The organism is Rhodococcus sp. 1163, from assembly GCF_002091985.1.
Lineage (GTDB): Bacteria > Actinomycetota > Actinomycetes > Mycobacteriales > Mycobacteriaceae > Rhodococcoides.
Window position 1 is genome coordinate 48,723 of sequence record NZ_MKKX01000016.1, and the last position, 22,382, is coordinate 71,104.

Here is a 22,382-nt window from a genome sequence, read left to right on the forward strand (position 1 = left end):
TAGATACATGTATTACAATTCAGGTGTCAAATCACCTGCATTGAGGTTGATGTTTTAGCTCGATTGATCAACGAGGATGGGAAGCTGAGGTGCGTTTCCGGTGACAGAGTTCCTGTGAGCCGCGGACCCGGGTAGGCTTGGGATATGGCGGAATGGACGTTTTTCACCAACCACGCCCACGCGCTGTTCTGTATCGCCCGCGACCCGGACATCCGAGTACGCGATGTGGCCCAGAACGTCGGCATCACCGAGCGCGCAGCCCAGGGCATAGTGAGTGATTTGGTGGATGCCGGCTACCTTGACCGGATCCGGGACGGTAGGCGCAACTCCTACCGTGTCCGTGATGATCGTCCGATGCGACATCCCGTCGAACGCGGACACAACATCGGAGAGATATTGAACGTGCTCCTCAGCCCTTCGGGAACCGATGTGCCTGCCCCATCAGAGTCCCCGTCTTCATGACACGCAGCGGGGTGCCACCGCGAGGTCAGCGCGCGTAGTACTCCCGCATCGGTTCTTCCGCCAGCACTTCGCCGCCGGAGACGATGGTCAGCGAGGATCGGTCGAGTCGATACTGGGTTCCGTCGGCGGGGTTGATGGCGAGGAATCCGCCGGCGGAGGGCCGAGGGTCGTCGAGTTCGATCCCGGCAGCGTCGGTGATTCGAACGCCTTTGTAGTAGTAGCGTCCGACACCGGTTTCGCACACCACGATTTTGGAATCGGTGGTGCGTCCGATGGCGACGGCGAGGTTGTCGGCGTTGCATCGGGGCCCGGATGAGTCGAGGAAGCCTTGGCTGTCCGCGCCGGAGACAGGAATCGACCGAGCGCGGGTGGGTACAACCGGAGTGGGCGGCGGGGCAAGCGTTGTCGGCGTCTCTGCCTCCACGTTCGGTGCGCTTTGGGAAGGCGGAGCAACAGCCGATGGTAGTGCAGCCGTTGTGGATTCGGTGTCCGGCGCGAATGTCAGCCATGCAACAGCCCCGCCGAGTCCGAGTACCAGGACGACGAGAAGGGTGATCGCAACTGGAAGGAACGTCGAGCGGTGCGGGACTGCATTCGGTGGAGGTGGCGGGGGAGGAGATGCTGCTGTCGCCCAGGCCTGGGGTCGGGGATGGACAGTATCGCTAATTTTGGTTTGTCGATACTCTCCGACGTTGTCGACCGTCGTACCTTCCGGTGTGCGATCGACGATCGCAGTGGCCTCGGCACGGTCTGGCGGAGTAAGGGCAAGATGGGCGGCTCGCGCGAAATCGCCTGTACTGGCGAATCGTTCACCAGGATCCTTGGCCAGTCCGCGGACGATGACCGCATCGAGTGCGCGGGGAAGCCCCGGCCGCGTGAGGCTGGCTTCGGGTGGCGCGGTCATGAGATGCGCTTTGATCAGTTGACTGACGCTTCTCGAGGGATAGGGCGCTGTTCCGGTGAGGCATTCGTACAGCACGCAGGCCAGCGAATACGTGTCGGCGCGATCGGTGACCACACCGGCGTCGAATCGTTCGGGTGCCATATACGAGTACGATCCGATAGCGGAGCCCTGGGTGGTGAGCTGTACGTCCGAACTCGACCGGGCAATGCCGAAGTCCACCAGATATGCGAAGTCGTCCCGCGTGAGGAGGATATTCTCCGGTTTGATGTCGCGGTGAATCAGATTGTCGGCATGCGCGGCGTCCAACGCTGAGGCGATCTGAGCAACGATCGCGACGGCGCGGCTCGGCGACATCGGACCCTGAACCCTGAGCGTGGTTCGAAGATCATCACCTGCGACCAATCGCATATCGATGAAGAGGACCCCGTCGATCTCGCCCCAGTCGTGAATGGGAATGATGTGTGGCTCTCGAAGACGCGCGGCAGCTCGCGATTCGCGACGGAATCGTTCCTGGTACGTCGGATCGTGCGCAAGGTCGGGTGAAAGCAGTTTGAGCGCGACAGTGCGGTCCTTGACCGTGTCGTACGCCTCGTACACCTCACCCATACCGCCCTTGCCGAGCAGAGATCTGAGCTCGTATGGGCCGAACCGGCTTCCCTCGCGGGAGACTGTCGGGATCTGATTCATCGAACCTGCTTCGTGTGTGCCGAGAAGAATACAAAACGATGATCCAGTCAGGTTTCGCTGAATACTGTAACTTCGTTACGTCGTGCTGCCTCGATCGTGCCCGACTCCAGCGGGTCCGAAGGAGCGAACACCATGTCGGACATTTTGTTGATATCGGGTAGCTTGCGCGCAAAGTCGAGCAATTCGGCGTTGCTTCGCACCGCCGCCACTTTGACTCCTGACGGTTTCCGCGGCGTGACATACGACGGGATGGGCGAGCTGCCGCACTTCAATCCCGATGCCGATCACGATCCTCTCCCGCAAGCGGTGCTCGATCTACGGCAACAGATCGACACCGCAGCGGCCTTGCTGATCTGCACTCCCGAGTATGCGGGGGCACTGCCAGGTTCGTTCAAGAACCTGCTGGACTGGACTGTGGGTGGCGTCGAGATCGGCGACAAGCCCACGGCGTGGATCAACGTCTCTGCCAACGCAACGAACGCGGCCAACGCCCATGCGTCGCTGCGCCTCGTGCTCGACTACACCGATGCGGCGATCGTCGACGAGGCATGTGCGCACTTCCCGGTGACTCCGGCAATGATCGACGAGAACGGCTTCATTACCGATGGTGTGGTTCGTGAGGGGATTCTTACTTCGCTTGTGGCACTGTCTAATCGGGCGCAGGCTGTACGCTGACAGAGGCTCAGCATCCCAACCGTCAGCCGACAAGGTCGCGTCGGAGATAGGCGGGGAACGCGCAGGCGCACAACACGATCGCGGCAGCAAGAAGAATTGTCAAATCAGTGTAGTTGGCCCCGTTGATCAGCGGGTTGCTACCTGCGAAGTAGTACCAGGGACTGACCTTCGTGAAGCCGACGAGTGAGTCCGACAACGGTAGGAAAGCGTCGATCGCGAATGCCAGTACGGCAAGTGCGGCCGGGATGGTCGAGGCGAGCCGGCCGTCGCCGGTAAGTGCGGCGATCAGTACCGCGACCGCGCCGAATACCATCGCCAACAGTGCGCTGTGCGCGCACGTGCCGAACACGCCGGATGCGTCGATTCCGAGCCCGCCGATCACATTCCCGATTAGTAAGCCGGCTGCGACGCCGAGTGTCGCAAGCAGTACGTGCACGATCATGGCGGCGGTCTTAGCGGCAAGAAAAGTGCTGCGGCTCAATGGAAGCGACATAAGTACACCTACGGTTTTTGTCTGCTCCTCCCCACAAATCGCCTTGGATGCGGAGAGAATCGCAACCGCGATCAATCCTCCGGGCACGACAAGCGAAACCATTTCGGCATTCATCCACCCCGCCGGAGTCGTCATGTCCGCACCGGTGAGTACCTTGCCGATCGCGTCCGTGAAATCAGCGGGCAGGCCTACCAGTGCGTCCTGCAGCGGTGGCCATAGCGCCCCCGTCAGAGCACCCATCGCGACCATCGCCGTAGCCACGATACCCACCAAGGTCAACCGGTCGTGCAGAGCCAGCGCGGTCACCGCTCGGATCTGGCGGAGACCGCTGGAGCGTGCCGATCCGACGGCAGCGTGGTCTGAGATCGTTGTCATCGCGTTCATCCCTTCAGATCACGGCGGTCGAATGCAACGGCAGCGATTGTCAACGCGGCGAGGGTGAGTACGGCGAGGACGATGACGTGCGGCAGGTCGACGCCATGACTCAGAGGCTCGCTGGAAACGTAGTAGTACCACGGGCTGATCCGAGCCCACGCATCCAGATGTGCGATCGGAAGCATCGAGTTCGACACCCACGCCGCCACCGCGAGACCGCCTCCGACGCCGGCGGCTACACCGGGATCGCCGGCCACTGCGCCCGCGGCCAGCGTGATCGCCCCGAACAGCAATGCGAGCAGAAACAGATGCAGACACGCCGCCGCAATGTGACGGGGAGTGAGCTCGTCGACGCCGAACAGTATTGCCGACAGAACCGTAGCGGCGCCGAACACGACCGTTACCGCAGCGAGCGCCGCGCCCACTCCCAGAGCTTTCTGTGCCAGGATCGACCGTCTGGCGACCGGCTGGGCGGAGAGCAACGCCATCGTCCCGACTTTCTCCTCCCCGGCGGTTGCCGCCGCCGCGGTGATCGCCGCGTACGCGATCAGGGCCAGCGGGGCGATCAGGTTGAACAGCTCTCCGATCGCATAGCCACCCGGTCCGGCCGGGATGAACGCAGTGACTGCCTTGGGCATCGCGTCCGTCAGATCGGTCATCACGTTCTCGAGCCCGGAGCTGATTCCGGTCACGAAGAATGCGAAGAGTGCCAGCACGACGCCCAGTGCGGCGACGGGCATCCGGCGGTCGGTCAGTTCGCGAGTGAAGATGTCAGCGGACATCTGATGGATCCTTCTTCGCACCGTCTTCTGAGTCTCCGTCTTCGGAACTGCCGCGGTAGTAGGCCAGGAAAATCTCCTCGAGGTCGGCATCACGGGTATGTAGATCGACCAGCTCGTGCGCCATCGCCGCCGCCAATATGCCGTTGATCGGGCCGTCGAACGCCACGGTGGCGTGGGTGCCATCTACGGTGACCTCACGGACGGTGTCCACTTGCGCGAACAGTCCCGGCGACACTGGCTCTGCGAACTCGATGTCGAGACGACGGATCGCTTTCGCTTGCAGGTCTGCAATACGCTCGACAGCGACAAGCCGGCCTTCCCGGATGATGCCGACCCGTCCGGCGACGCGTTCGACCTCGGACAGGGTGTGCGAGGACAGGAACACGGTGCGTCCCTCCTCGCGTACCTCGTGCAGCATCGTGTTGAACTCGCGCTGCACCAGGGGGTCCAGACCCGCGGTTGGCTCGTCGAGGATCAGTAGATCCGGTTTGTGCATGAACGCCTGAATCAACCCGATTTTCTGCCGATTGCCGGTGGAGTAGTCACCGACCTTCTTCGACAGGTCTGCTTGCAGCCGCTCCGCGAGCTGATCGACATACTTCTGGTCGACCCCGCCGCGAAGTCGGGCGAAGTACCGCAGCGTTTCCGCCCCGGTCAGTTTGGGGTACAGGGCCAGGTCCCCAGGCACGTACCCGATCGCGGACCGGATTTTCAACGAGTCCTTGTGCGAGTCCATCCCGAGGATCCGTGCGCGGCCCGAGGTGGGCCGGATCTGGTCCAGGAGTGTGCGGATCGTGGTCGACTTGCCAGCACCGTTGGGGCCGAGGAAGCCGAAGACCTCACCGCGGTCGACCTCCAGGTCGAGATCGCACACCGCAGTGAATGCGCCGAACTGCTTGGTGAGTCGATCGGTCCTTATCGCAGGCCGATCGGACATAATTGGCCTCCTGTCCCTCGCGGCATCGGTGGGTGACCGTCGAAACCAGTTTCAGCAGTCAGTTCGAGTTGCTTGTCTATTATCGCGGACCGACCGTTCTCGTGCAGCCGTTAACGGATCCTTCGATCACCTGGAATCCGGACGCTCGATCAACTCGTTCTGGTTGAGCGATCTCGCCTCACGCCGGCGCTTGACCTCGGCACGCCGACCAGATCGGCTGCAACCTATCGACGCCAGTGGCTGAGCAAAACCTCCTAAGCTGCTCCCCTCACTCACGTGAGCGAGCCTCGCACTCTGGCGTGAGCGGGAAGGATTGCGTTCCGATCGACCACTACGCCGAGGCCGCTGCGTACGACCCGAAGTATTCGAAGTCGAACTTTGCGGTAGGTAAACCATCCTTGGACACGGCAAGCCTTGCCCGCCATCTGCCAGCCTCATGGCCCTGGCAGGTCCCCGATTGTCGGACCACCGGCTTCCAGAGCTGCAGTTTGATTGATTCAGTTGATCTCGCCCTCGTCCACCGGTTGATGCCGGTGGTTGCAGTGGGCAACGTACGCCCGTGCAAAGTGGGAGGGACCCCCGACTCAGCGTCAGGTAACCCAGCGGGGAACGGCGGTGACTGTTGTTGTTGTGTTCTTCCTTGAAGTCTTCGATCACGACGTTCGCTTCGAGCAGGCTCGTCCAGTAGTTGCGGTTCAAGCATTCTTTCCGGAGTCGATTGTTGATACCCCAAGGACTTCGTCCTGGGGGTACTCCCAGATTCGACGTGCCCGTTGTTTCAGGGAGTTCACGGTGGAATGTACGAAATGGGGATACGATTCGCGTAGAACTATTGTGGTGCAATAGAAATGAACTAAGGACTGTTATCCATCCACACCGCCGGCGGCGGACCACCCCGCAACGCGAACGCCTTGCCGAGCTCTTCGACAAACCGCTCTGCTGTAATCGAACGCTCCACGATGTTCATCAACGCAGTGGGTTCTTGCCTGCGAAGGTGAGCAGCTCAGCTCCGACACCAGCGTCCGGTCTGCCGGCGTCTGAGCAACTAGCGTACGGGCGTAGATGGAGCGCGCAAGCCCAACTGCTCAGCAAGCCAAACGCTTCGACAGCTCCATCTCAGTGGCGAGCATGAAAAGAGGAACCATGCAAGAACTCGAAGGAAAAATTGCCTTGGTCGCCGGCGCCGGCTGCATCAATGGCGGTATGGTAAACGGCCGGGCCACTGCCATCACGTTCGCCCGTGAAGGCGCGACGGTGATTTGTGCCGACATCGACGCCGAGTTCGCCGCGAGAACTGTCGCGATGATCCGTGAGGAGGGCTTGTCCGCGACATCCGTCCGCCTCGATATCACTGACGAGAGCGCGGTAACACGCGTCGTCGACGATATTGTCGAGGAGCACGGCCGGGTTGACATACCGGACAACAATGTTGGGATCGCCTCGGTGGGCGGTGTGACAGATCTTGCCCCCGAAGAGTGGGACCGGGTGTTTCGCGTCAATGTCACGGGCGCCTTCAGCACTATGCGCCACGTAATCCCGCACATATTGAAAACCGGCGGTGGGAGCATTGTCAACATCTCGTCACTCGCGGGTATCCGGTGGAGTGGTGTCCCTTACGCCAGCTACTACGCAAGTAAGGCAGCGCTCAATCATCTCTCTCGAACCACTGCAGCAGAATTCGCAGCAGCCGGAGTACGGGTCAATCTCGTCCTGCCTGGGTCGATGGCGACGCCGATGGTCACCCACGTATCCGGTCTGGCCAGTGCCTATTCCAGCGACGACGTCGAGGGAATGATGCGCACGCGTGACCGTCAGGTGCCCATAGGACACATGGGGGACGCTTGGGATGTGGCGAATGCCGCACTGTTCCTGGCCAGCGACCGGGCCAAATATGTCACTGGCCTCGAATTGGTTGTCGACGGCGGGCTTTCCCTCGGCGTCGGTGCTGTTCATAACTCCACGGAGTGATCGCGGCTGGCGTTGCCTGGGGTGTCCCTGTGGTTCCGTCGAGCTCATCGAGTCGTCTACCTGATCTAGGTCGATCAAATCGGTACGCTCACAGAGACTTTCGATATCTTTGATGTTGTTCGGCGGGCCGGATGCGCAAGCCACCTGATCGCGGCGGTTTCGGGTCGAGTGGGATCGACCTTCAGCTGAAGCTTGACGTGGAATAATCGAGTGGACGTCGCTTTTCGATTGTGGCCAATCAAGTTCGCTGTGTTGTACAAATAGTAGGCCAACATGATGTGTACTCCATGGATCTTCGATGGTGGGGGTCTGATGATGCACAACAAGCGTGAAGCCGATACTGTGTCGGACAGATATGTGGGTGATGGATCTCGCCCGAGCTGATCGCAAGCTCGAACCGCCACTGTGGCTGATAGTTCCTGCCGACATCGACAGATGGGTAGGTTCCTCATGGCTTTTCCAGCGTCACAACACCTGATTTTGGCAGCAATTTCATCCGCCACCATCCCGTATGGATTGGCCGCGGCAGCTCTCGACGCTCACTGATGGACAATCGAGACAAGGCAGTCGGCGATCGACGCCCGGAGCTACCCGACGACCCCGATGACCTCGCAGGCCCTCGAGGTCTTCCGCTGCATTTCCAACCGCAGGCGATCGTATTGGTGTTCGTTGGTGGAGCGCTGGGGACGCTTGCGCGCTACAGCGTGGAAGAGGCCCTGCCGCATACCAGTCCAGGATGGCCGTGGGCCACGTTCACGATCAACCTGCTCGGTGCGATCGTTCTCGGGGCCGTCCTCGAGGGGCTTGCGCGGTTGGGTGTCGAGACCGGATGGCGTCGACGAGCGCGGCTATTCGTCGGAACCGGCCTGTGTGGTGCGTTCACCACCTACAGCACGCTGGCGCTCGAGGCCGATACCCTCGGTCGCGACGGACACAGTGCGATCGGTGTGATCTACGCGATTACCAGCGTGCTCGCCGGTGTGGTCGCCGCGTGGGCAGGCATCACGATTGCGTCGAGCCTGCATCAGTGGCGTCGAACGGTGCGGCAGTCATGACTATCGTATTGCTCGCTGTTGCCGGCGCCACTGGTGCCGTAGTGCGTTTTGTCCTCGACTCGATCATCAAGAGTCGGTGGAAGACTACATTTCCATGGGCGACGTTCGCGATCAACGTCTCGGGTTCTCTGTTGATCGGGCTTGTCGCGGGAATCGTGCTGTTCCACAGCGGCCCTGGTGATCTCCAGACCATTGTGGGAACTGGATTCTGCGGTGGTTACACCACGTTCAGCACCGCGAGTTTCGAGACCGTGCGATTGGTGGAGCAACGACGCCGACTGTTGGCGCTGACGAATGCACTCACCACGATGGTGGCGTCCATTGCCGCCTGCTCGGCCGGCCTGGCCATCGTCTACGCATTGTAATTTCATCCACCGATGAGAGGCACTCCTATGAGCGAAACCACCGACAATCAGCCCATAGCCGGAAACCGGCGCCACCGCATCGACGGCCATCCCGCCCGTACGGCGGCGACCGCCGAACTCGTTGTCGGATGGGATGGCCGCCCGCCGAGTACATCCGCCGTCGAGTACGCGGTAGATCTTGCGGAGCGGATCACCGCACATCTTCACGTCGTGCACATCGTCGATATCGACGACCTCCCCATCGATCCTGACTCATCGGATTACGAGACCGAATTGCGCGCCACGCTCGACGAGCAGGCCCGCCATGCACGAGAGCTACTAGACGGTCTCGACGCGAGTTGGACCTACCACGCCTGGCACGGCTCGCCCGCCGATCTGCTGGACACTGTTGCTGATGAGTACAAAGCATTGATGGTGATCATCGGCAGCCCACGTGGGGGATTCATGTCGTTCCTCGACTCCATCGGTGGAGTGTCGGTGTCGCATCGGCTCATCAGTAGACACCGACACCCCCTGCTCCTTGTCCCCGAATCCAGAACTTCGATCAGGAACCCGCACACGTCGACCTGACGGTCGAAGTCGCCGAGGTGACCACCGTAGGTTCGGTCACCCGCGCAGGCTGGACGGCACCTCGAATCGACTGCCGTACTGCGCGGCAAGGTAGTCAGCTCGATGAAGGAACGCGTCCCGTCCGCCAAGGTAACCGGTGACGAACTGACGCACTCCGCCGGTCCATGGGGGGAATCCGATGCCGAAGATGGAGCCGATGTTGGCGTCGGGATCGGAATCGATGACACCTTCGTCGAAGGCCTTCTGCGTCTCGATTACCTGAATGAACATCAAACGGTCTTCGAGGTCTTCGAACGGAATGGCCAAGTCGCGGTTGGAATTCCACTCCTCACGCACACCGTTCCACAAAAGAGCGCGCTTGCCGTCGGCGTACTCGTAGAATCCGCCACCCGACTGCTTGCCGGTCCGCTCGAACTGATCGATCATCTTGGCAATCACCTCGCCGGCAATGGGTACCGCTTTGTCGAGTTCGGTACCTTCCGTTTTGGCTGCTTCTATTGTTTCGTCCATGATCTTGCGGATCGTGCTGAAGTTCAGTTCGTCTGCCAATTGCAACGGCGAGACGGCGTAACCGGCTTGCAATGCTGCCTGTTCGATAATCGCCGGGTCGATACCCTCCGCGACCATGTTGATGGCCTCGAGCAATTGCGAACTGAATACTCGGGTGGTGAAAAAGCCTCGGCCGTCATTGACGACGATCGGGTACTTCTTGATCGCCAGGGTGTAGTCGATCGCCCTCGCCAAGGTCTCGTCCGAAGTCTTTGCACCACGGATGATTTCGATGGGGTCCGTCTTCTCGACGGGTGAAAAGAAGTGAATGCCGATAAAGTCCTCGGGCTTCTTTACTTCCTCGGCCAGTCCAGAAATCGGCAGCGATGAGGTGTTCGATCCCAGCACCGCGCCGGACTCGACGATGTCCTCGATCTCGCGGAACACCTGACCCTTGAGCTCGGTCTTCTCGAAAACCGCTTCGATGACGAAGTCGACGCCCGCGAAATCTGCAGCGTCGGCGGTGGGGGTGATGCGGTCCAGGAGAGCTTTGGACTTTTCCTCGGTGGTGCGTCCCTTGGCGAGCGCCTTGGCCTCGATGTTTTCCGAGTAGGCCTTACCCTTGCGCGCACCTTCGATCGACACATCCTTGAGGACGACGTCGATTCCGGCCTTGGCGGTTACGTAGGCAATTCCCGCGCCCATCATGCCCGCCCCGAGCACCCCGACCTTGAAAATCGGCTTCTTCTCGACACCCTTCGGCCGGGCTGCGCCGCCCTGGACCTTTTGCATGTCGTAGAAGAACGCCTGAATCATGTTTCGCGCAACCTGGCTCTTGACCAGCGACACGAAGTAGCGCGACTCGATCAGCTGCGCGTTGTCGAAGTCGACCTGCGCGCCTTCCAGCGCGGCGGCCATGATCGCTCGCGGCGCCGGCATCTTGTCACTCTTGAGCTGCTTGTGCAGGTTCGCCGGGAACGCCGGCAGGTTCTCCGCGAATGACGGCGAACTGGGTGAGCCACCCGGGATCTTGAAGCCTTTGACGTCCCACGGCTGAGTGTGAGAATCCGGGTTCGCCTTGATCCACGCTTTGGCAGCGGGTACCAATTCCTCGACCGAACCGACGATCTCGTCGACCAAGCCGATCTCCTTGGCCTTTGCCGGTTTCATCCGGGCACCGGTCAGCAGTACCGACATGAGTGCCGGTTGGATCCCGATCAGCCGGACGGTGCGCGCGACGCCGCCCGCTCCTGGCAAAACACCGAGAAGCACCTCGGGCAGGCCAATCTGACTGCCCGGCACGTCGGCAGCGATGCGGTGGTGCGTGGCCAAAGCGAGCTCGAGTCCGCCGCCGAGCGCAGCACCGTTGATGGCTGCGACGACGGGATTGCCGAACGTCTCCAACCGCCGGAACTGCGACTTCAGCTCGGTGACCAGTTCGAGGATGGCAGCAGGCTCTCCCGGGATGACCTCTTCGACGAGTACCCCGAGATCCATGCCGGCGAAAAAGGTCTTTTTCGCCGACGCGACAACGACCCCGGAGATGTCGTCGCGCTCTGCTTCGAGGCGGTCGAGTGTGGTGTTGAAGGAGTCTCGGAATCCCTCGGTGATGGTGTTTGCGTTGGCGCCGGGCTCGTCCAGTGTGAGCGTGACGATGCCGTCAGCGTCCTTGTCCCACGCAATCGTGTTGTCTGTCATGAGGTTGTCAGACCCTTTCGATGATGGTCGCGACGCCCATGCCACCGGCGACGCAGAGTGTGATGAGTCCGTAGCGGCCGTTGGTGCGCTCGAGTTCGTCGAGGACCGTGCCGAGCAGCATGGCGCCGGTCGCGCCGAGTGGATGGCCCATCGCGATAGCGCCACCGTTGACGTTGTATCTGTCGTCCGGGATGTTGAAGGTGTGCTGCACGTGCAGCGCGACGGCCGCAAATGCCTCGTTCATCTCGAAAACGTCGATATCTTCGATGGCGAGGCCGGCTGTGGCCAGCGCCTTGTTGACGGTTGGGATCGGGCCCTCGAACATAAGTACGGGGTCGGCGCCGCTGGTGGCGGCGGAGACGATTCGGCCTCGGGGCGTCAGTCCCGAATCCTTTCCTGCGGCTTCCGATCCGACGAGGACTAGCGAAGCACCGTCGACGATGCCGGAGCTGTTGCCGCCGGTGTGCACGTGGTCGATCTCTTCGACGAACGGAAACTTCTGCATCGCCGTCGCGTCGAATCCGCCGAACGCGCCGATTCCAGCGAAGGCTGGATTGAGCGTGCCCAGCTTCTCGAGCGTCGCTTCGGGACGCATGTGCTCGTCCTGATCGAGGATGGTGATGCCGTTTATATCGCGGACCGGAACGACGGACTTGGAAAAGTAACCGCCGGACCATGCAGCTGCGGCCCGCTGCTGCGAGCGGATCGCGTAAGTGTCCACATCCTCACGGCTGTACCCATAAATGGTGGCGAGCAGATCGCACGCGATGCCTTGCGGGACAAAGTAATTGTCGTACGCGGTGGCGGCGTCGTATGCCATCGCACCTCGGTCACTGCCCATGGCTACCCGAGACATCGACTCCACGCCGCCGGCGACGACCATCTCCTCGAAGCCGGAGCGGATGTCTTTGGCCGCGATGTTGACGGCCTCGAGCCCGGAACCGCAGAAGCGGTTGAGCTGAACGCCGCCGACTGTGTCCGGCATCTTGGCAAGATTGACGGCGGTGCGGGCGATGTCCATGCCCTGGTCACCGATCGGCGATACGCAACCGAGCACCAAGTCATCGATCCGGTCCTCGTTCAGATCAGGCAAACGGTTGCGTAGTTCCTCGATCAACCCGACGACGAGCGAGATCGGCTTGACGCTGTGCAACGCGCCGCTGCTCTTGCCTTTGCCGCGCGGAGTTCTGATCGCCTCGTAGATAAAAGCTTCGGTAGTCATGGAGAGTCCTTTCGAATCCGACTGCTTACAGCGAGCGACTGATGATTTCCTTCATGATCTCGCTGGTGCCGCCATAAATCTTGTTGACGCGAGCTGCGGCGTACATCTGCGCAATCGGGTACTCCATCATGTAGCCGTAGCCGCCGAAGAACTGCACACAACGGTCCACGATGTCGATGGCCTTGTCGGCTGCGATGAGCTTGGCCATCGAGGCAGTTGCTGGGTCGTTCTTGCCGTCGATGTATTCCTGGACGCAGTAGTCGACGGTCGCCTTGACTGACAATGCTTCAGCCTTGAGTGCTGAAAGCGCAAACTTGTTGTGCTGGAACTTGATCAGCGGCTTACCGAAGGCTTCGCGCTCCTTGCTGTACTTGATAGCTTCGAGTACAGCGGCTTCGGCCATACCGGAGCACACCGAGGCGATAGCCAGACGCTCGCGAGCGAGCTGCTCCATCAGCTGGTAGAAGCCGATCCCTTCCTGCTCACCGAGCAGGTTGGCGGTAGGCACGCGCATGTCGGAGAAGAACAGCTCGCGGGTGTCCTGGCCGTGCTGGCCGACCTTCTCCAGAACACGGCCGCGCTCGAACCCGGCGAGCTTGTCATTAGTTTCCGCGACGATCAGCGAAACCCCTGCCGCGCCTTGGGAAGTATCGGTCTTGGCGACGATGACCAACAGGTCGCAGAGGCTTCCGTTGGAGATGAACGTCTTGGAACCGTTGATCACATAGTCATCGCCGTCGCGACGCGCATTTGTCTTGATGGCCTGCAGATCAGAACCGGTGCCCGGCTCGGTCATCGCGATCGCGAGGACCAGTTCACCGCTGATGATGCCTGGCATCCAGCGCTTCTTCTGCTCGTCGTTGCCGTAGGTGTTGATGTAGTGCGCAACGATGGGCGAGTGCACGCTCCAGCCGCTGGCGGTGTCGTGCGCGAGAGCAAATTCCTCGGCCACAATGGCCGACATCCCGAAGTCGCCCCCGGCGCCGCCATATTCCTCGGGTAGGTCGAGTCCGAGCAGACCCGCGTCTCCCAGCTTGTTCCAGAACTCACGGTCGACCTGATGGTTTTTCGCCCAGCGGTCCTGGTTGGGAGTGGCTTCCTTCTGCAGGAAGGCTGCAGCGTGCTTACGCAGCTCCAGGTGCTCGTCGGTCTCCCAGGATGCGCGGTAATTGGGGAACAGTTTCGACATGGTTACTTGACTCCATTCAAGGGGATGTCTGCCTGTGTGGCAATGTCTTCCAGCTCTGCGGTCGTCTTGTCGGCGAACGCCTTGCGCATTTGATCGTGCGTACCGTCGACGCCGAACGTCTCCAGGGTGCGCGTGAAGAAGTGCGGTTCTACAGCTCCGAGGGCAACAAAACCGTCGGCAGATTCGTAGATGCCATAGCCGGGAAATGCGCCGCCGAGTGTGGCGCCGTCACCCATGAGGCCGTGCCGTACAGCGTCGCCGGCTCGTTGGGCAGCCTCCTCGAGTACCACCCGATACGACGCCCCGACCCCGGTCTTGTTACGGCCGTGCAGTGCCGCCAACGCAGTGGAGACTGCGCGTTCGGCACCGAGCATGTCGGCAATGGGCACTTTCGGCATCGCCGGTGGCGACAGCGTGCCGTGCACTGCCTGGTAGTTGAGGTCATGGCCGGGTACGTCGGCCCGGTCGCCGTCGTGGCCGACGATCTCGATCAGGCACAGCCGCGGAAAGCTCTCCTGCGGGCGCGCCAGTCCCAGCCGCGCCAACGCTGACGGACGCATCGAGGTGATCAGCAGGTCGCTGTCGGCGAGTAAAGTGTCCAATTTTGCGCGTTCCGCCTTGATATCAAGGGTGACGACGCTCTGCAGATGTGTAAGGTGCCGATACCAGTCCGGTGCCACGGCGGCCAACGGATCGCCGGAGGGCGGTTCGACCTTCGTGACGAACGCACCGAATTCGGCGAGCCTGGCGGCTGCGAGCGGCCCGGGCAAATTGATAGCCAAAGAGACGACGCGTACATCGTCGAGTAGTTGCACTGTAGTGACCTCCATATTCACTCAGACAATACTGGTGTATTGGATAGCGGTCAATCGTAAGGTTAGTTACCTGAGGCCGTAGGATGAGCGCAACTAGGAGGGCACATGGTCAACCCACGGGCGACGAACGACGATCTCACCGCTAAGGCACGTATCCGGAACACTGCGCTCGATCTGTATGCCCGCTCCGGCGAGGACCGCGTCTCGCTGCGTGCAGTAGCTGCCGAGGCCGGCGTGACGCTGGGGTTGGTACAGCACCACTTCAAGACCAAGGCAGGACTTCGCGAGGCGGTAGATCAGCTGGTCGTAGACTATTTCGAGAATGCGCTCCGCGACATCCCCGAGATAGAAACGCAACCCGCTTCGGTGGTGGCACGCGACGAAGCGGTCCGCCACATGCTCGAGGCGAATCCGACTGTTGTCGACTACGTTCGGCGAGCCCTTCTCGAACCTTCCGGCGAACCCATCCATCTGATCGACGCACTCGTCGAGCTCACCCGGCGCGAAGTCATCGCCCAGCGTGCAACCGGAGTGGCGTCGCCGCAGCGGCGCCTGTCAGCTCAGATCGTGTCTGTGTTGGCGCGTCAGATGGGCGAACTACTGCTCAGTCCGTTGGTCGATGCCGTGTGGGACCGCGCAGCAGAGCCGTCGGACGGCAAAAAACCCACTCTTACCATCCGCGTCGAAGACTGATCAGTCCTCCGAGTTCGACCCCTGTCGACGCAATTCGAGTAACTGAATAATTTCGTCGTCGAACGCCTCGGCAGCCTGAAGATTCGAGCAATGTCCCACTTTCTCCAACTCGACATACCGGTGCAGAACACCGCGTCGCCGCAAGACGGCTTCGATGGCTTGCCCGGCCTCGGGCGGCGTCAAGCGGTCCATTTCACCGACCAGTACCGTGCACGGGACGTGTAATTGCTCCAAACCTTGCAGGACGTCGAGCTTGAACAGTCCTTCGCCCCACTGATTGCGAATTCCGGTGGGAACGCTCGTCACCATCGCCCGCAGGAAGTCTGCCTGGGCCAGAGTGGCCTGCGGCGACATTGCGATAGCGCGAACTGCTCGGGAAATGGGTGCGCCCGCGGGCACGCTCAATCGTGCGCGCATGACCAGGCTGAGCAAAGGAGCACGGATCGCGCCGTACCGGCCCGCGAACGGCATCACCCCGGTAGTAGCCCGGAAACGCGCGGCCACAGTGTTCGCGAGAAGCGTCGCAGCTGCAAGAGTGCGCACCTGCTCGGGATGCCCTTCGGCCCACGCCATGATTGTGATGCCGCCGAAGCTGTGCCCAACCAGCACGGCCGGCCGTTCGGGTGAGACGGTCGTGTCGAGCACCGCTGCCAGATCATCGCCGAGCACCTTCGGGTGTACTCCCGCACGGCCGAGCGTACTTCTGCCGAGTCCGCGCTGGTCGTAGGCGATGACGCGGTACTGGTCCCGGAATCGATTGATCTGCGGATTCCAGTATTCGAGCCGACAGGCGAACCCATGGATCAATACGACGGGCTGAGCATCCACCGGTCCATATGAACGAACGTGTATTTTCGCGCCGTCGGCAGTGTCGACCGTCGTTTCGACCCAAGGGGCCTGAGGGTTGAGCAGCCCACCCTTCGCAGCCGCACCTGCTTTGAACTCGGCTTCGGCATCCATCGGAACTCCCATTCTGTTATCCAATACAGTTGACCAGCAGACAATACCTTCGTAGGGTAGTGACTATGAGCACACCCCTGCCGCGTAACCTGTGCGAGGCCTTCCAGCGAACCGCCGCCGTTCAGCCGGACACCATCGCGCTCCGCGACCTCGACGGCAAAACCACCGTGACGTGGAGCCAATACGCGCAGCGCGTGCGATCCATCGCCGCTGGACTAGCCGAGCTCGGCGTCGTTCGCGGCGACACGATCGGTCTCATGATGACCAACCGGCCCGAGTTTCACCTCGTCGACACTGCCGTACTGCACGTGGGTGCGACGCCGTTCTCGGTCTACAACACCAACCCTGCCGAACTTCTCGGTTACCTGTTCGGTAACGCCGACAACAAGGTAATCATCTGCGAGCAGCAGTTTTTGCCCGTCGTACTCGCCGCTCGGGAGTTCGGCGGAGCGGTGGATCGTGTCGTGTGCATCGACGGCGATGGCGACGGTGTCCTCACGCTCGCCCAGGTGGAAGCCGCTCCGGCAGCAGACTTCGATTTCGAAAAATCCTGGCACGCCGTCGGCGCCGAAGATTTGGTGACGATCATCTACACCTCCGGTACCACTGGCAAGCCCAAGGGTGTCGAAGTCAGCCATCACAACATTCTGGCCGAATCGAAAGTGATCGACGAGATCGGCGGCTCCGACCGCAGCGACAGCGTCATCTCTTACCTGCCCGACGCGCACGGCGCCAATCGGTTCCTCGCGCATTACCAGAATCTGATCACGGGTGCCTCGATCACCACGGTGGATGACCCGAAGAGAATCGCCGAAGCATTGGCCTCGGTACGACCCACAATCTTCCTTGGTGTGCCACGCGTGTGGGTGAAGATCAAGGCTGGGATCGAAGCGAGCGTCGCCGAGGGTTCCATCGTCGAGCAAGCCCTGGCGAACTGGGCTTTCGGCGTCGGCAGAGCACGAGCGCGCGCCAATTCCGAGCGTCGCAGCATCGGGATCGCTGACCGGGTGCAGCACGCTGTCGCGGAACGTCTCGTGTTGTCCGGAGTGCGAGCCAAGCTCGGACTGGACAATGTGCGCATTGCGATGACCGGGGCCGCCCCGATTCCCGAAGAAGTACACGAATACATCCTCGGACTAGGAATTCCGGTTGCCGGCGGTTGGGGAATGACCGAATGTACCTGCGCGGCAACAATCGACCACGGAGACTCCATCAAGATCGGCACCGTGGGCCGAGTGTTCGGCGATAACGAAGTGCGACTGGCCGAGGATGGAGAACTTCTGATTCGTGGCCCGATCCTCTCGCGCGGATACCGGAAAGAACCGGAAAAAAACGCTGAGGCAATCGATTCCGACGGTTGGCTGCACTCCGGCGACATCGGTGAAATCGATGACGAAGGCTACGTGAAGATCATCGACCGCAAGAAGGAACTCATCATCAGCGCGGGCGGTAAGAACATGTCACCCGTCAACATCGAGAGCGCGATTCTCGCATCCAGCTCACTTGTTGCCGTCGCGGTAACGATCGGCGACGCACGGCCGTACAACACTGCGCTGATCATGCTCGACCCAGACGTTGCCGCAAAGTTCGCGTCCGACAACGGCATTGTGGGTTCGACTGCTGAATTCGCGAACGATCCGAAGATGCGAGGCGCCGTCCAAGCTGGCATCGACACTGCAAACGCGAAGCTCTCACGCGTCGAGCAGATCAAGAAGTTCGCCATCATCCCCGAAACATGGATGCCCAGTGGCGACTACCTCACCCCCAAAGGATCACTCAAGCGTAAGTCGATCGATGAGGCGTACGCCGAGTTGATCGACGCAATTTATGAGCAGAACGGGCTCGAGCGAGCGAAAGACCTCCCCCGATAGTCCGTCGGCTACAACACCGACACGTACCCACACTAGAGAGAGATGACATCGATGAGACGAACCCGCTTCGCCGCGACAGCGGCACTCCTTGCCGCCGCACTCGCGGTGATCAGCGCGCCTGTCACAAGCGCGCAACCGCAACCGCCGCCGCCACCGATCCAGACCAACTGGTTACAGGCGCTCGGTTATTCATTGACCAATCCCGAGGTAGAGCCGGTGGGAATGAATGTGCCTGGCTGCGTTCCGAGCCCGTCCCACCCCCGGCCGCTCATCCTTGTGAACGGAACATTCGAGAACTCGTACACGAATTGGTCGTACTTTGCCCCGCAGCTTGCCGCGGACGGTTACTGCGTCTTCGGCTTCAATTACGGCGGTGCACAGGGCAGCCCAATCCAACAGACTGGCAACATGCGCTCATCTGCCCGCGAACTCTCCGATTTCGTCGACAAGGTGCGAGCCGAAACAGGTTCGGCAAAAGTCGACCTTGTCGGACATTCTCAAGGCGGGCTGTTGCCGCTGTACTACATCAATGTCCTGGACGGTGCGGACAAGGTCGACACCTACGTGGGGGTGGAGCCCGCATCGAATGGAGTGGCGCTGTACGGGATCTTACCCATCGTTCAAGCTGACCCACTGCTACGCGGCGCCCTAGGGCTCATTTTGGCCGCGTCCATCGACTTCACGGCAGACTCGGAGTTCCTGCGCGACACCGCAGCGCAAGGTCTGACTCGCCCCCAGGTTCGTTACGCCAGCATCATCTCCAGCAACAGTATTCTGATCAGTGTCCCGGAGGCCCACATACCACCGGCTCCTAACGTGACAAATATCGTGCTGCAGGATGTCTGCGCGCAGGACTACGCCGACCATGTCACCGTCGTCTACGACGACATAACCCTCGACCAGGTCCGCAGAGCACTCGACGCGACTGCACCCGCGACAGCCACCTGTCACCTGGTGCTTCCTCTGGTGACTCAAGCTCCGCCTGCCTGAGGCTCCGCACCACCAGGACAATCAACGTTAGACAGCTACGCCGATACCTATATCGGTGTAGCTGTCTACGTTGTGCGCGACACCACTTTTGCCCTTCGACCACTTGAAATCATGTCACTTCGGGCGGGTCGATCTACGGTTGTGGACGGGCGCGAAGATGCGAATTCGATCAACTCGTTTTCGGTCCAGCTGACTAGCTGATAAGTAGAGCCCTTTTCTACGTATTCGGCGCAGACGGTTACGTCGGCGGTCGAGCCCCTATGGATGTCATCGCCCGTTGATCTTCAACTGTCCGCCCAGCGTGGCCATGCTCCTTCCGACAAAAAATGAATTGTCGGTCAATTCGGCCCTGATCGGGCGGGGCTACCTGTCTTCACAGGGACCGACCGACGAGTTCTTTCATGATTTCGTTTGTGCCGCCATATATCTTCTGCACGCGGGCGGCGGCATACATTTGCGCTATTGGATACTCCATCATGTATCCGTATCCGGCGAAGACCTGCAGGCAGCGGTCGACGATCTCGACTTGTTTGTCGGTTCCCCACATCTTGGCCATCGACGCGGTGGCGGCATCGAGTGTGCCGTTGTCGTAGCTCATGATGCAGTGATCCATGAACGTTTTACCTACGAGCACGTCGGTCTTGCACTCCGCGAGTACGAACTTGGTGTTCTGGAAGTCCAGGATCGTTGTGCCAAAAGCGCGGCGCTCTTTGGCGTAGCGGATTGCTTCGAGCACCGCGGCCTCAGCCATTGCGACGCCGGCAACACCCAGGATGAGGCGCTCACGCGGCAACTGGACCATCAATTGGGCGAAACCTTTGCCTTCCTCCCCACCGAGCAGATTCTCCACTGGGATACGCATGTCGGTGAACGAAAGCTCGCGGGTGTCCTGTCCATGCTGACCGATCTTCTGCAAGACTCTGCCCCGACAGAATCCCTCGAGGCCGGTTGTCTCGGCAACGAGCAGCGAGATTCCTTTGGCACCGAGCTTGGGATCGGTCCTCGCGACGATGACCAGTAAATCGCAGTGAGATGCATTGGATATGAACGTAGTGGGCCACGATCGTCGAATGGACGTTGAAACCGAAGGCTGTATCGTGAGCCAACGCCAATTCCTGCTGGACGATGGCTTCGTGACCGAAGTTGCCGCCACCGCCGCCGAACTCCTCGGGTAGGCCCAGGCATAGCAAACCGGCATCACCCGTCTTGGTCCAGAACTCGCGATCTACCTGGTGTTGTTCAGCCCAACGTGCTTGGTGCGGGGCTGCCTCCTTGCGGAAGAACTCCGCAGCGTGTCGACGCAGGAGCGCCTGGTCTTCGGTCTCCTACGGGGACCTGTAATCCGGGAACAATGTGTTCATGTCGTACCCTCCGAGGAATCGAGATGTGTGTACTGAACAAGCCTGCTACGAACTATTCCCTTTGTAGATGTCAGCGTGCTGGGCGCGCATGTTCTTCTTGTCGAGCTTGCCCACGCTGGTGCGAGGTAGTGCATCCAGGAATAGCACGGTGTCGGGAAGCTGCCATTTCGCGAACTTATCGATCAGCACCCTGTTGATGTCTTCGAGTGGGAGGTCCTCGCCGTCGACTGTGACCGCCAGCACCACCGGGCGTTCCTGCCACTTCGGATGTGCGACGCCGATGACCGCTGCTTCTTTTATCTTCGGGTGTCCGAGGATGGCGTTTTCCATGTCGATCGATGAAATCCATTCGCCACCGCTCTTGACGACATCCTTGATTCGATCGGTGAGCTTCAGGTAGCCGTTCTTGTCGATCTTGCCTACATCACCGCTCCGCCAGTATCCGTCGAGGAATTTGTCGGCGTCGTCGTCGAGCTTGTAATAGCTTTCTATGATCCAGGGCCCACGCATGAGTACCTCACCCTGACTTACGCCGTCGTGAGGGACGTCGTTGCCCTCGGCATCGACTATTCGAATATCCACACCATTGACCGGAAGGCCCTGGCACCGTTTTAGATCCCATTTTTCGTCGTCGGTGAGAACGCCACGCAGGGAAGGTTTAACCGGACCGTTAGTGGTGACGATAGGAGTGGTCTCGGTTGCTCCATAACCGTGAATGATGTCCGCGCCGGTGATGTCGTGGAAGTCGCGCATCAGGGACAGGGCTGGCTCAGTTGCTCCGGACAGCAAACGTGCTCGACTGAAATCGGGTTTGGTGCCGAGGGTCTTGATGTAGTCCATCATCGGTTGGAAGATCGCGGGCGCTCCATTGGCTACGGTTACGTCCTCTGAGATCATGACATCCACCAGGAGAGATGTGTCCTCGGCCATGTACCGGCCCGGCAGAACAATTTTCGATGCGGAATAGACGGCAGCTTGAGCAAAACCCCAGCATTGACCGTGGAACATGGGAGTGATGAGCATGACCGTATCGTCGCTGCGCACGCTGATGTTCGACGCCAAGCTCAAGGTGTGCAGATAGATCCCACGGTGTGAGTAATAGATCCCCTTGGGGCGCCCCGTGGTGCCGGTGGTGTAACACGCACTGTAAGTAGAGGTTTCGTCGATGACGGGCCACTCGATCTCGGGATCTGCCGCCTCGATCAATTCTTCGAGATGGTAGATGTTCTCGAGTGTGGTGCTGATCTCGGAGAGCGGCTTGTCCGACATCACAACCCATGCTTTGACATCGGGGGTGTGCGGGGCCAATGCTTCGGCGATCGGGAGCAGGGTTTCGTCGACCAGCACAACTGAGGCTTCGCTATGAGTGGTGACGTAACCGAGGTCTTCCGGTGACAGTCGCAGATTCATTTGTAGCATCACTGCCGCGATACCCGGTATGGCCCAATACAATTCGAAATGACGTTTGCTGTTCCAATCAAGAATTCCGACGACATCGGCTGGTTCGATCCCGAGTTGTTTCAAGGCGTTCGCAGTACGTTTGATTCGAGCGTAGGCCTCGCCATAGGTGTACCTGTCCCACCCCCCGCTCGGAGTGCGGAAGACGATTTCCTGCTCGGGGTACGTGCGGGCTGAATGCCGGATAAGGCTGGTCGTGTTGAGTTGGTAGTGGTCGCCATGTGTGGACGGCAGGCCCTTGACGATCCGAGTAGTCATATCTTCCTCGCGTTCGTTTCCTGATCGTGGTGTTGGAAGCGCCTTCGCGCACTATACAAGTGTATAGCAATAAAGCCTCGCGTATAGCTGTTTTCGATGTAGGGA

General features: G+C 60.5%; 19 protein-coding genes, 1 pseudogene and 1 riboswitch. Of the genes and pseudogenes, 9 read left to right on the forward strand and 11 right to left on the reverse strand.

Going from position 1 to position 22,382, the window contains the following annotated elements; translation table 11 throughout:
- The first annotated feature begins 144 nt into the window (after positions 1-144).
- The gene (locus BJD99_RS02875) at positions 145-462 is read left to right on the forward strand and encodes a winged helix-turn-helix domain-containing protein (protein WP_084345293.1); all 318 of its coding nucleotides are present in this window, start codon (positions 145-147) and stop codon (positions 460-462) included.
- A 25-nt stretch (positions 463-487) separates the two neighbouring features.
- Here the strand turns inward: BJD99_RS02875 and BJD99_RS02880 are convergent, their stop codons facing one another.
- Positions 488-2,053, reverse strand: coding sequence for a serine/threonine-protein kinase (locus tag BJD99_RS02880; RefSeq protein WP_084345294.1), 1,566 nt, complete (start codon positions 2,051-2,053; stop codon positions 488-490).
- Positions 2,054-2,185: 132 nt separating this feature from the next.
- On the opposite strand from BJD99_RS02880, the gene BJD99_RS02885 reads away from it, so the two are divergent.
- Positions 2,186-2,728: an NADPH-dependent FMN reductase gene (locus BJD99_RS02885; RefSeq protein WP_084345385.1), complete on the forward strand. Its 543-nt coding sequence runs from the start codon at positions 2,186-2,188 to the stop codon at positions 2,726-2,728.
- Positions 2,729-2,750: 22 nt separating this feature from the next.
- Here BJD99_RS02885 and BJD99_RS02890 read toward each other — a convergent pair whose 3' ends face one another.
- From BJD99_RS02890 to BJD99_RS02900, 3 genes are read right to left on the reverse strand one after another with little or no spacing between them, the layout of a single operon-like run.
- The gene (locus tag BJD99_RS02890; protein ID WP_179142162.1) at positions 2,751-3,596 is read right to left on the reverse strand and encodes an ABC transporter permease subunit; all 846 of its coding nucleotides are present in this window, start codon (positions 3,594-3,596) and stop codon (positions 2,751-2,753) included.
- 5 nt (positions 3,597-3,601) lie between these two features.
- Positions 3,602-4,378 (reverse strand): ABC transporter permease subunit, encoded by a 777-nt coding sequence (locus BJD99_RS02895; protein WP_179142163.1) that lies wholly within the window; start codon positions 4,376-4,378, stop codon positions 3,602-3,604.
- Positions 4,368-5,315 (reverse strand): ABC transporter ATP-binding protein, encoded by a 948-nt coding sequence (locus BJD99_RS02900; RefSeq protein WP_084345297.1) that lies wholly within the window; start codon positions 5,313-5,315, stop codon positions 4,368-4,370. The genes BJD99_RS02895 and BJD99_RS02900 overlap by 11 nt, the downstream gene beginning before the upstream one ends.
- Positions 5,316-6,458: 1,143 nt before the next feature.
- On the opposite strand from BJD99_RS02900, the gene BJD99_RS02905 reads away from it, so the two are divergent.
- The 4 genes from BJD99_RS02905 (at position 6,459) to BJD99_RS02925 (ending at position 9,273) form a co-directional block, all read left to right on the forward strand.
- Positions 6,459-7,283, forward strand: a complete 825-nt coding sequence (locus tag BJD99_RS02905; protein WP_084345386.1) for an SDR family NAD(P)-dependent oxidoreductase — start codon at positions 6,459-6,461, stop codon at positions 7,281-7,283.
- A 351-nt stretch (positions 7,284-7,634) separates the two neighbouring features.
- Positions 7,635-7,712, forward strand: a riboswitch (Fluoride riboswitch).
- Between the two features lie 116 nt (positions 7,713-7,828).
- A complete protein-coding gene (locus tag BJD99_RS02915) occupies positions 7,829-8,338 on the forward strand; it encodes a CrcB family protein (protein WP_084345299.1) in 510 nt (169 codons plus the stop codon).
- Complete coding sequence (gene crcB, locus BJD99_RS02920; protein ID WP_084345387.1) at positions 8,335-8,703, forward strand: fluoride efflux transporter CrcB; 369 nt, start codon at positions 8,335-8,337, stop codon at positions 8,701-8,703. The genes BJD99_RS02915 and crcB overlap by 4 nt, the downstream gene beginning before the upstream one ends.
- Before the next feature lie 27 nt (positions 8,704-8,730).
- Entirely contained in the window at positions 8,731-9,273 is a 543-nt protein-coding gene (locus BJD99_RS02925; protein WP_143542032.1) for a universal stress protein, read from the forward strand.
- Between the two features lie 36 nt (positions 9,274-9,309).
- On the opposite strand, the gene BJD99_RS02930 is transcribed toward BJD99_RS02925, so the two are convergent.
- From BJD99_RS02930 to BJD99_RS02945, 4 genes are read right to left on the reverse strand one after another with little or no spacing between them, the layout of a single operon-like run.
- Positions 9,310-11,460, reverse strand: a complete 2,151-nt coding sequence (locus tag BJD99_RS02930) for a 3-hydroxyacyl-CoA dehydrogenase NAD-binding domain-containing protein (protein WP_084345301.1) — start codon at positions 11,458-11,460, stop codon at positions 9,310-9,312.
- 7 nt (positions 11,461-11,467) lie between these two features.
- On the reverse strand, positions 11,468-12,682 hold the full coding sequence (locus BJD99_RS02935) for an acetyl-CoA C-acetyltransferase (RefSeq protein WP_084345302.1): 1,215 nt from the start codon (positions 12,680-12,682) through the stop codon (positions 11,468-11,470).
- A gap of 25 nt (positions 12,683-12,707) precedes the next feature.
- Positions 12,708-13,871 (reverse strand): acyl-CoA dehydrogenase family protein, encoded by a 1,164-nt coding sequence (locus tag BJD99_RS02940; RefSeq protein WP_084345303.1) that lies wholly within the window; start codon positions 13,869-13,871, stop codon positions 12,708-12,710.
- A gap of 2 nt (positions 13,872-13,873) precedes the next feature.
- A complete protein-coding gene (locus tag BJD99_RS02945; protein WP_084345304.1) occupies positions 13,874-14,701 on the reverse strand; it encodes a CoA transferase in 828 nt (275 codons plus the stop codon).
- Between the two features lie 90 nt (positions 14,702-14,791).
- Between BJD99_RS02945 and BJD99_RS02950 the strand changes: the two genes are divergently transcribed.
- Positions 14,792-15,379 (forward strand): TetR/AcrR family transcriptional regulator, encoded by a 588-nt coding sequence (locus tag BJD99_RS02950; RefSeq protein WP_084345305.1) that lies wholly within the window; start codon positions 14,792-14,794, stop codon positions 15,377-15,379.
- Here BJD99_RS02950 and BJD99_RS02955 read toward each other — a convergent pair whose 3' ends face one another.
- Positions 15,380-16,339 (reverse strand): alpha/beta fold hydrolase, encoded by a 960-nt coding sequence (locus BJD99_RS02955; protein WP_084345306.1) that lies wholly within the window; start codon positions 16,337-16,339, stop codon positions 15,380-15,382.
- A gap of 134 nt (positions 16,340-16,473) precedes the next feature.
- Here BJD99_RS02955 and BJD99_RS02960 point away from each other — a divergent pair, with 134 nt between their 5' ends.
- Together BJD99_RS02960 and BJD99_RS02965 are read left to right on the forward strand one after the other, a co-directional pair.
- Complete coding sequence (locus BJD99_RS02960; RefSeq protein ID WP_373270506.1) at positions 16,474-18,210, forward strand: long-chain fatty acid--CoA ligase; 1,737 nt, start codon at positions 16,474-16,476, stop codon at positions 18,208-18,210.
- Between the two features lie 42 nt (positions 18,211-18,252).
- Positions 18,253-19,200 carry a triacylglycerol lipase gene (locus BJD99_RS02965; RefSeq protein WP_084345308.1) on the forward strand — a complete coding sequence of 316 codons (948 nt, stop codon included), beginning with the start codon at positions 18,253-18,255 and terminating at the stop codon, positions 19,198-19,200.
- Positions 19,201-19,573: 373 nt separating this feature from the next.
- Here BJD99_RS02965 and BJD99_RS02970 read toward each other — a convergent pair.
- Together BJD99_RS02970 and BJD99_RS02975 are read right to left on the reverse strand one after the other, a co-directional pair.
- Positions 19,574-20,504 (reverse strand): annotated as a pseudogene (locus BJD99_RS02970) (acyl-CoA dehydrogenase family protein).
- Between the two features lie 102 nt (positions 20,505-20,606).
- The gene (locus BJD99_RS02975; RefSeq protein WP_084345309.1) at positions 20,607-22,277 is read right to left on the reverse strand and encodes a long-chain-fatty-acid--CoA ligase; all 1,671 of its coding nucleotides are present in this window, start codon (positions 22,275-22,277) and stop codon (positions 20,607-20,609) included.
- Between the last annotated feature and the right edge of the window lie 105 nt (positions 22,278-22,382).

Coding starts and splice junctions, on each gene's coding strand:
- BJD99_RS02875 (WP_084345293.1), top strand. CDS start 145: ATGGCGGAATGGACGTTTTTCACCAACCACGCCCACGCGCTGTTCTGT.
- BJD99_RS02880 (WP_084345294.1), bottom strand. CDS start 2,053: ATGAATCAGATCCCGACAGTCTCCCGCGAGGGAAGCCGGTTCGGCCCA.
- BJD99_RS02885 (WP_084345385.1), top strand. CDS start 2,186: ATGTCGGACATTTTGTTGATATCGGGTAGCTTGCGCGCAAAGTCGAGC.
- BJD99_RS02890 (WP_179142162.1), bottom strand. CDS start 3,596: ATGACAACGATCTCAGACCACGCTGCCGTCGGATCGGCACGCTCCAGC.
- BJD99_RS02895 (WP_179142163.1), bottom strand. CDS start 4,378: ATGTCCGCTGACATCTTCACTCGCGAACTGACCGACCGCCGGATGCCC.
- BJD99_RS02900 (WP_084345297.1), bottom strand. CDS start 5,315: ATGTCCGATCGGCCTGCGATAAGGACCGATCGACTCACCAAGCAGTTC.
- BJD99_RS02905 (WP_084345386.1), top strand. CDS start 6,459: ATGCAAGAACTCGAAGGAAAAATTGCCTTGGTCGCCGGCGCCGGCTGC.
- BJD99_RS02915 (WP_084345299.1), top strand. CDS start 7,829: ATGGACAATCGAGACAAGGCAGTCGGCGATCGACGCCCGGAGCTACCC.
- crcB (WP_084345387.1), top strand. CDS start 8,335: ATGACTATCGTATTGCTCGCTGTTGCCGGCGCCACTGGTGCCGTAGTG.
- BJD99_RS02925 (WP_143542032.1), top strand. CDS start 8,731: ATGAGCGAAACCACCGACAATCAGCCCATAGCCGGAAACCGGCGCCAC.
- BJD99_RS02930 (WP_084345301.1), bottom strand. CDS start 11,460: ATGACAGACAACACGATTGCGTGGGACAAGGACGCTGACGGCATCGTC.
- BJD99_RS02935 (WP_084345302.1), bottom strand. CDS start 12,682: ATGACTACCGAAGCTTTTATCTACGAGGCGATCAGAACTCCGCGCGGC.
- BJD99_RS02940 (WP_084345303.1), bottom strand. CDS start 13,871: ATGTCGAAACTGTTCCCCAATTACCGCGCATCCTGGGAGACCGACGAG.
- BJD99_RS02945 (WP_084345304.1), bottom strand. CDS start 14,701: ATGGAGGTCACTACAGTGCAACTACTCGACGATGTACGCGTCGTCTCT.
- BJD99_RS02950 (WP_084345305.1), top strand. CDS start 14,792: ATGGTCAACCCACGGGCGACGAACGACGATCTCACCGCTAAGGCACGT.
- BJD99_RS02955 (WP_084345306.1), bottom strand. CDS start 16,339: ATGGATGCCGAAGCCGAGTTCAAAGCAGGTGCGGCTGCGAAGGGTGGG.
- BJD99_RS02965 (WP_084345308.1), top strand. CDS start 18,253: ATGACATCGATGAGACGAACCCGCTTCGCCGCGACAGCGGCACTCCTT.
- BJD99_RS02975 (WP_084345309.1), bottom strand. CDS start 22,277: ATGACTACTCGGATCGTCAAGGGCCTGCCGTCCACACATGGCGACCAC.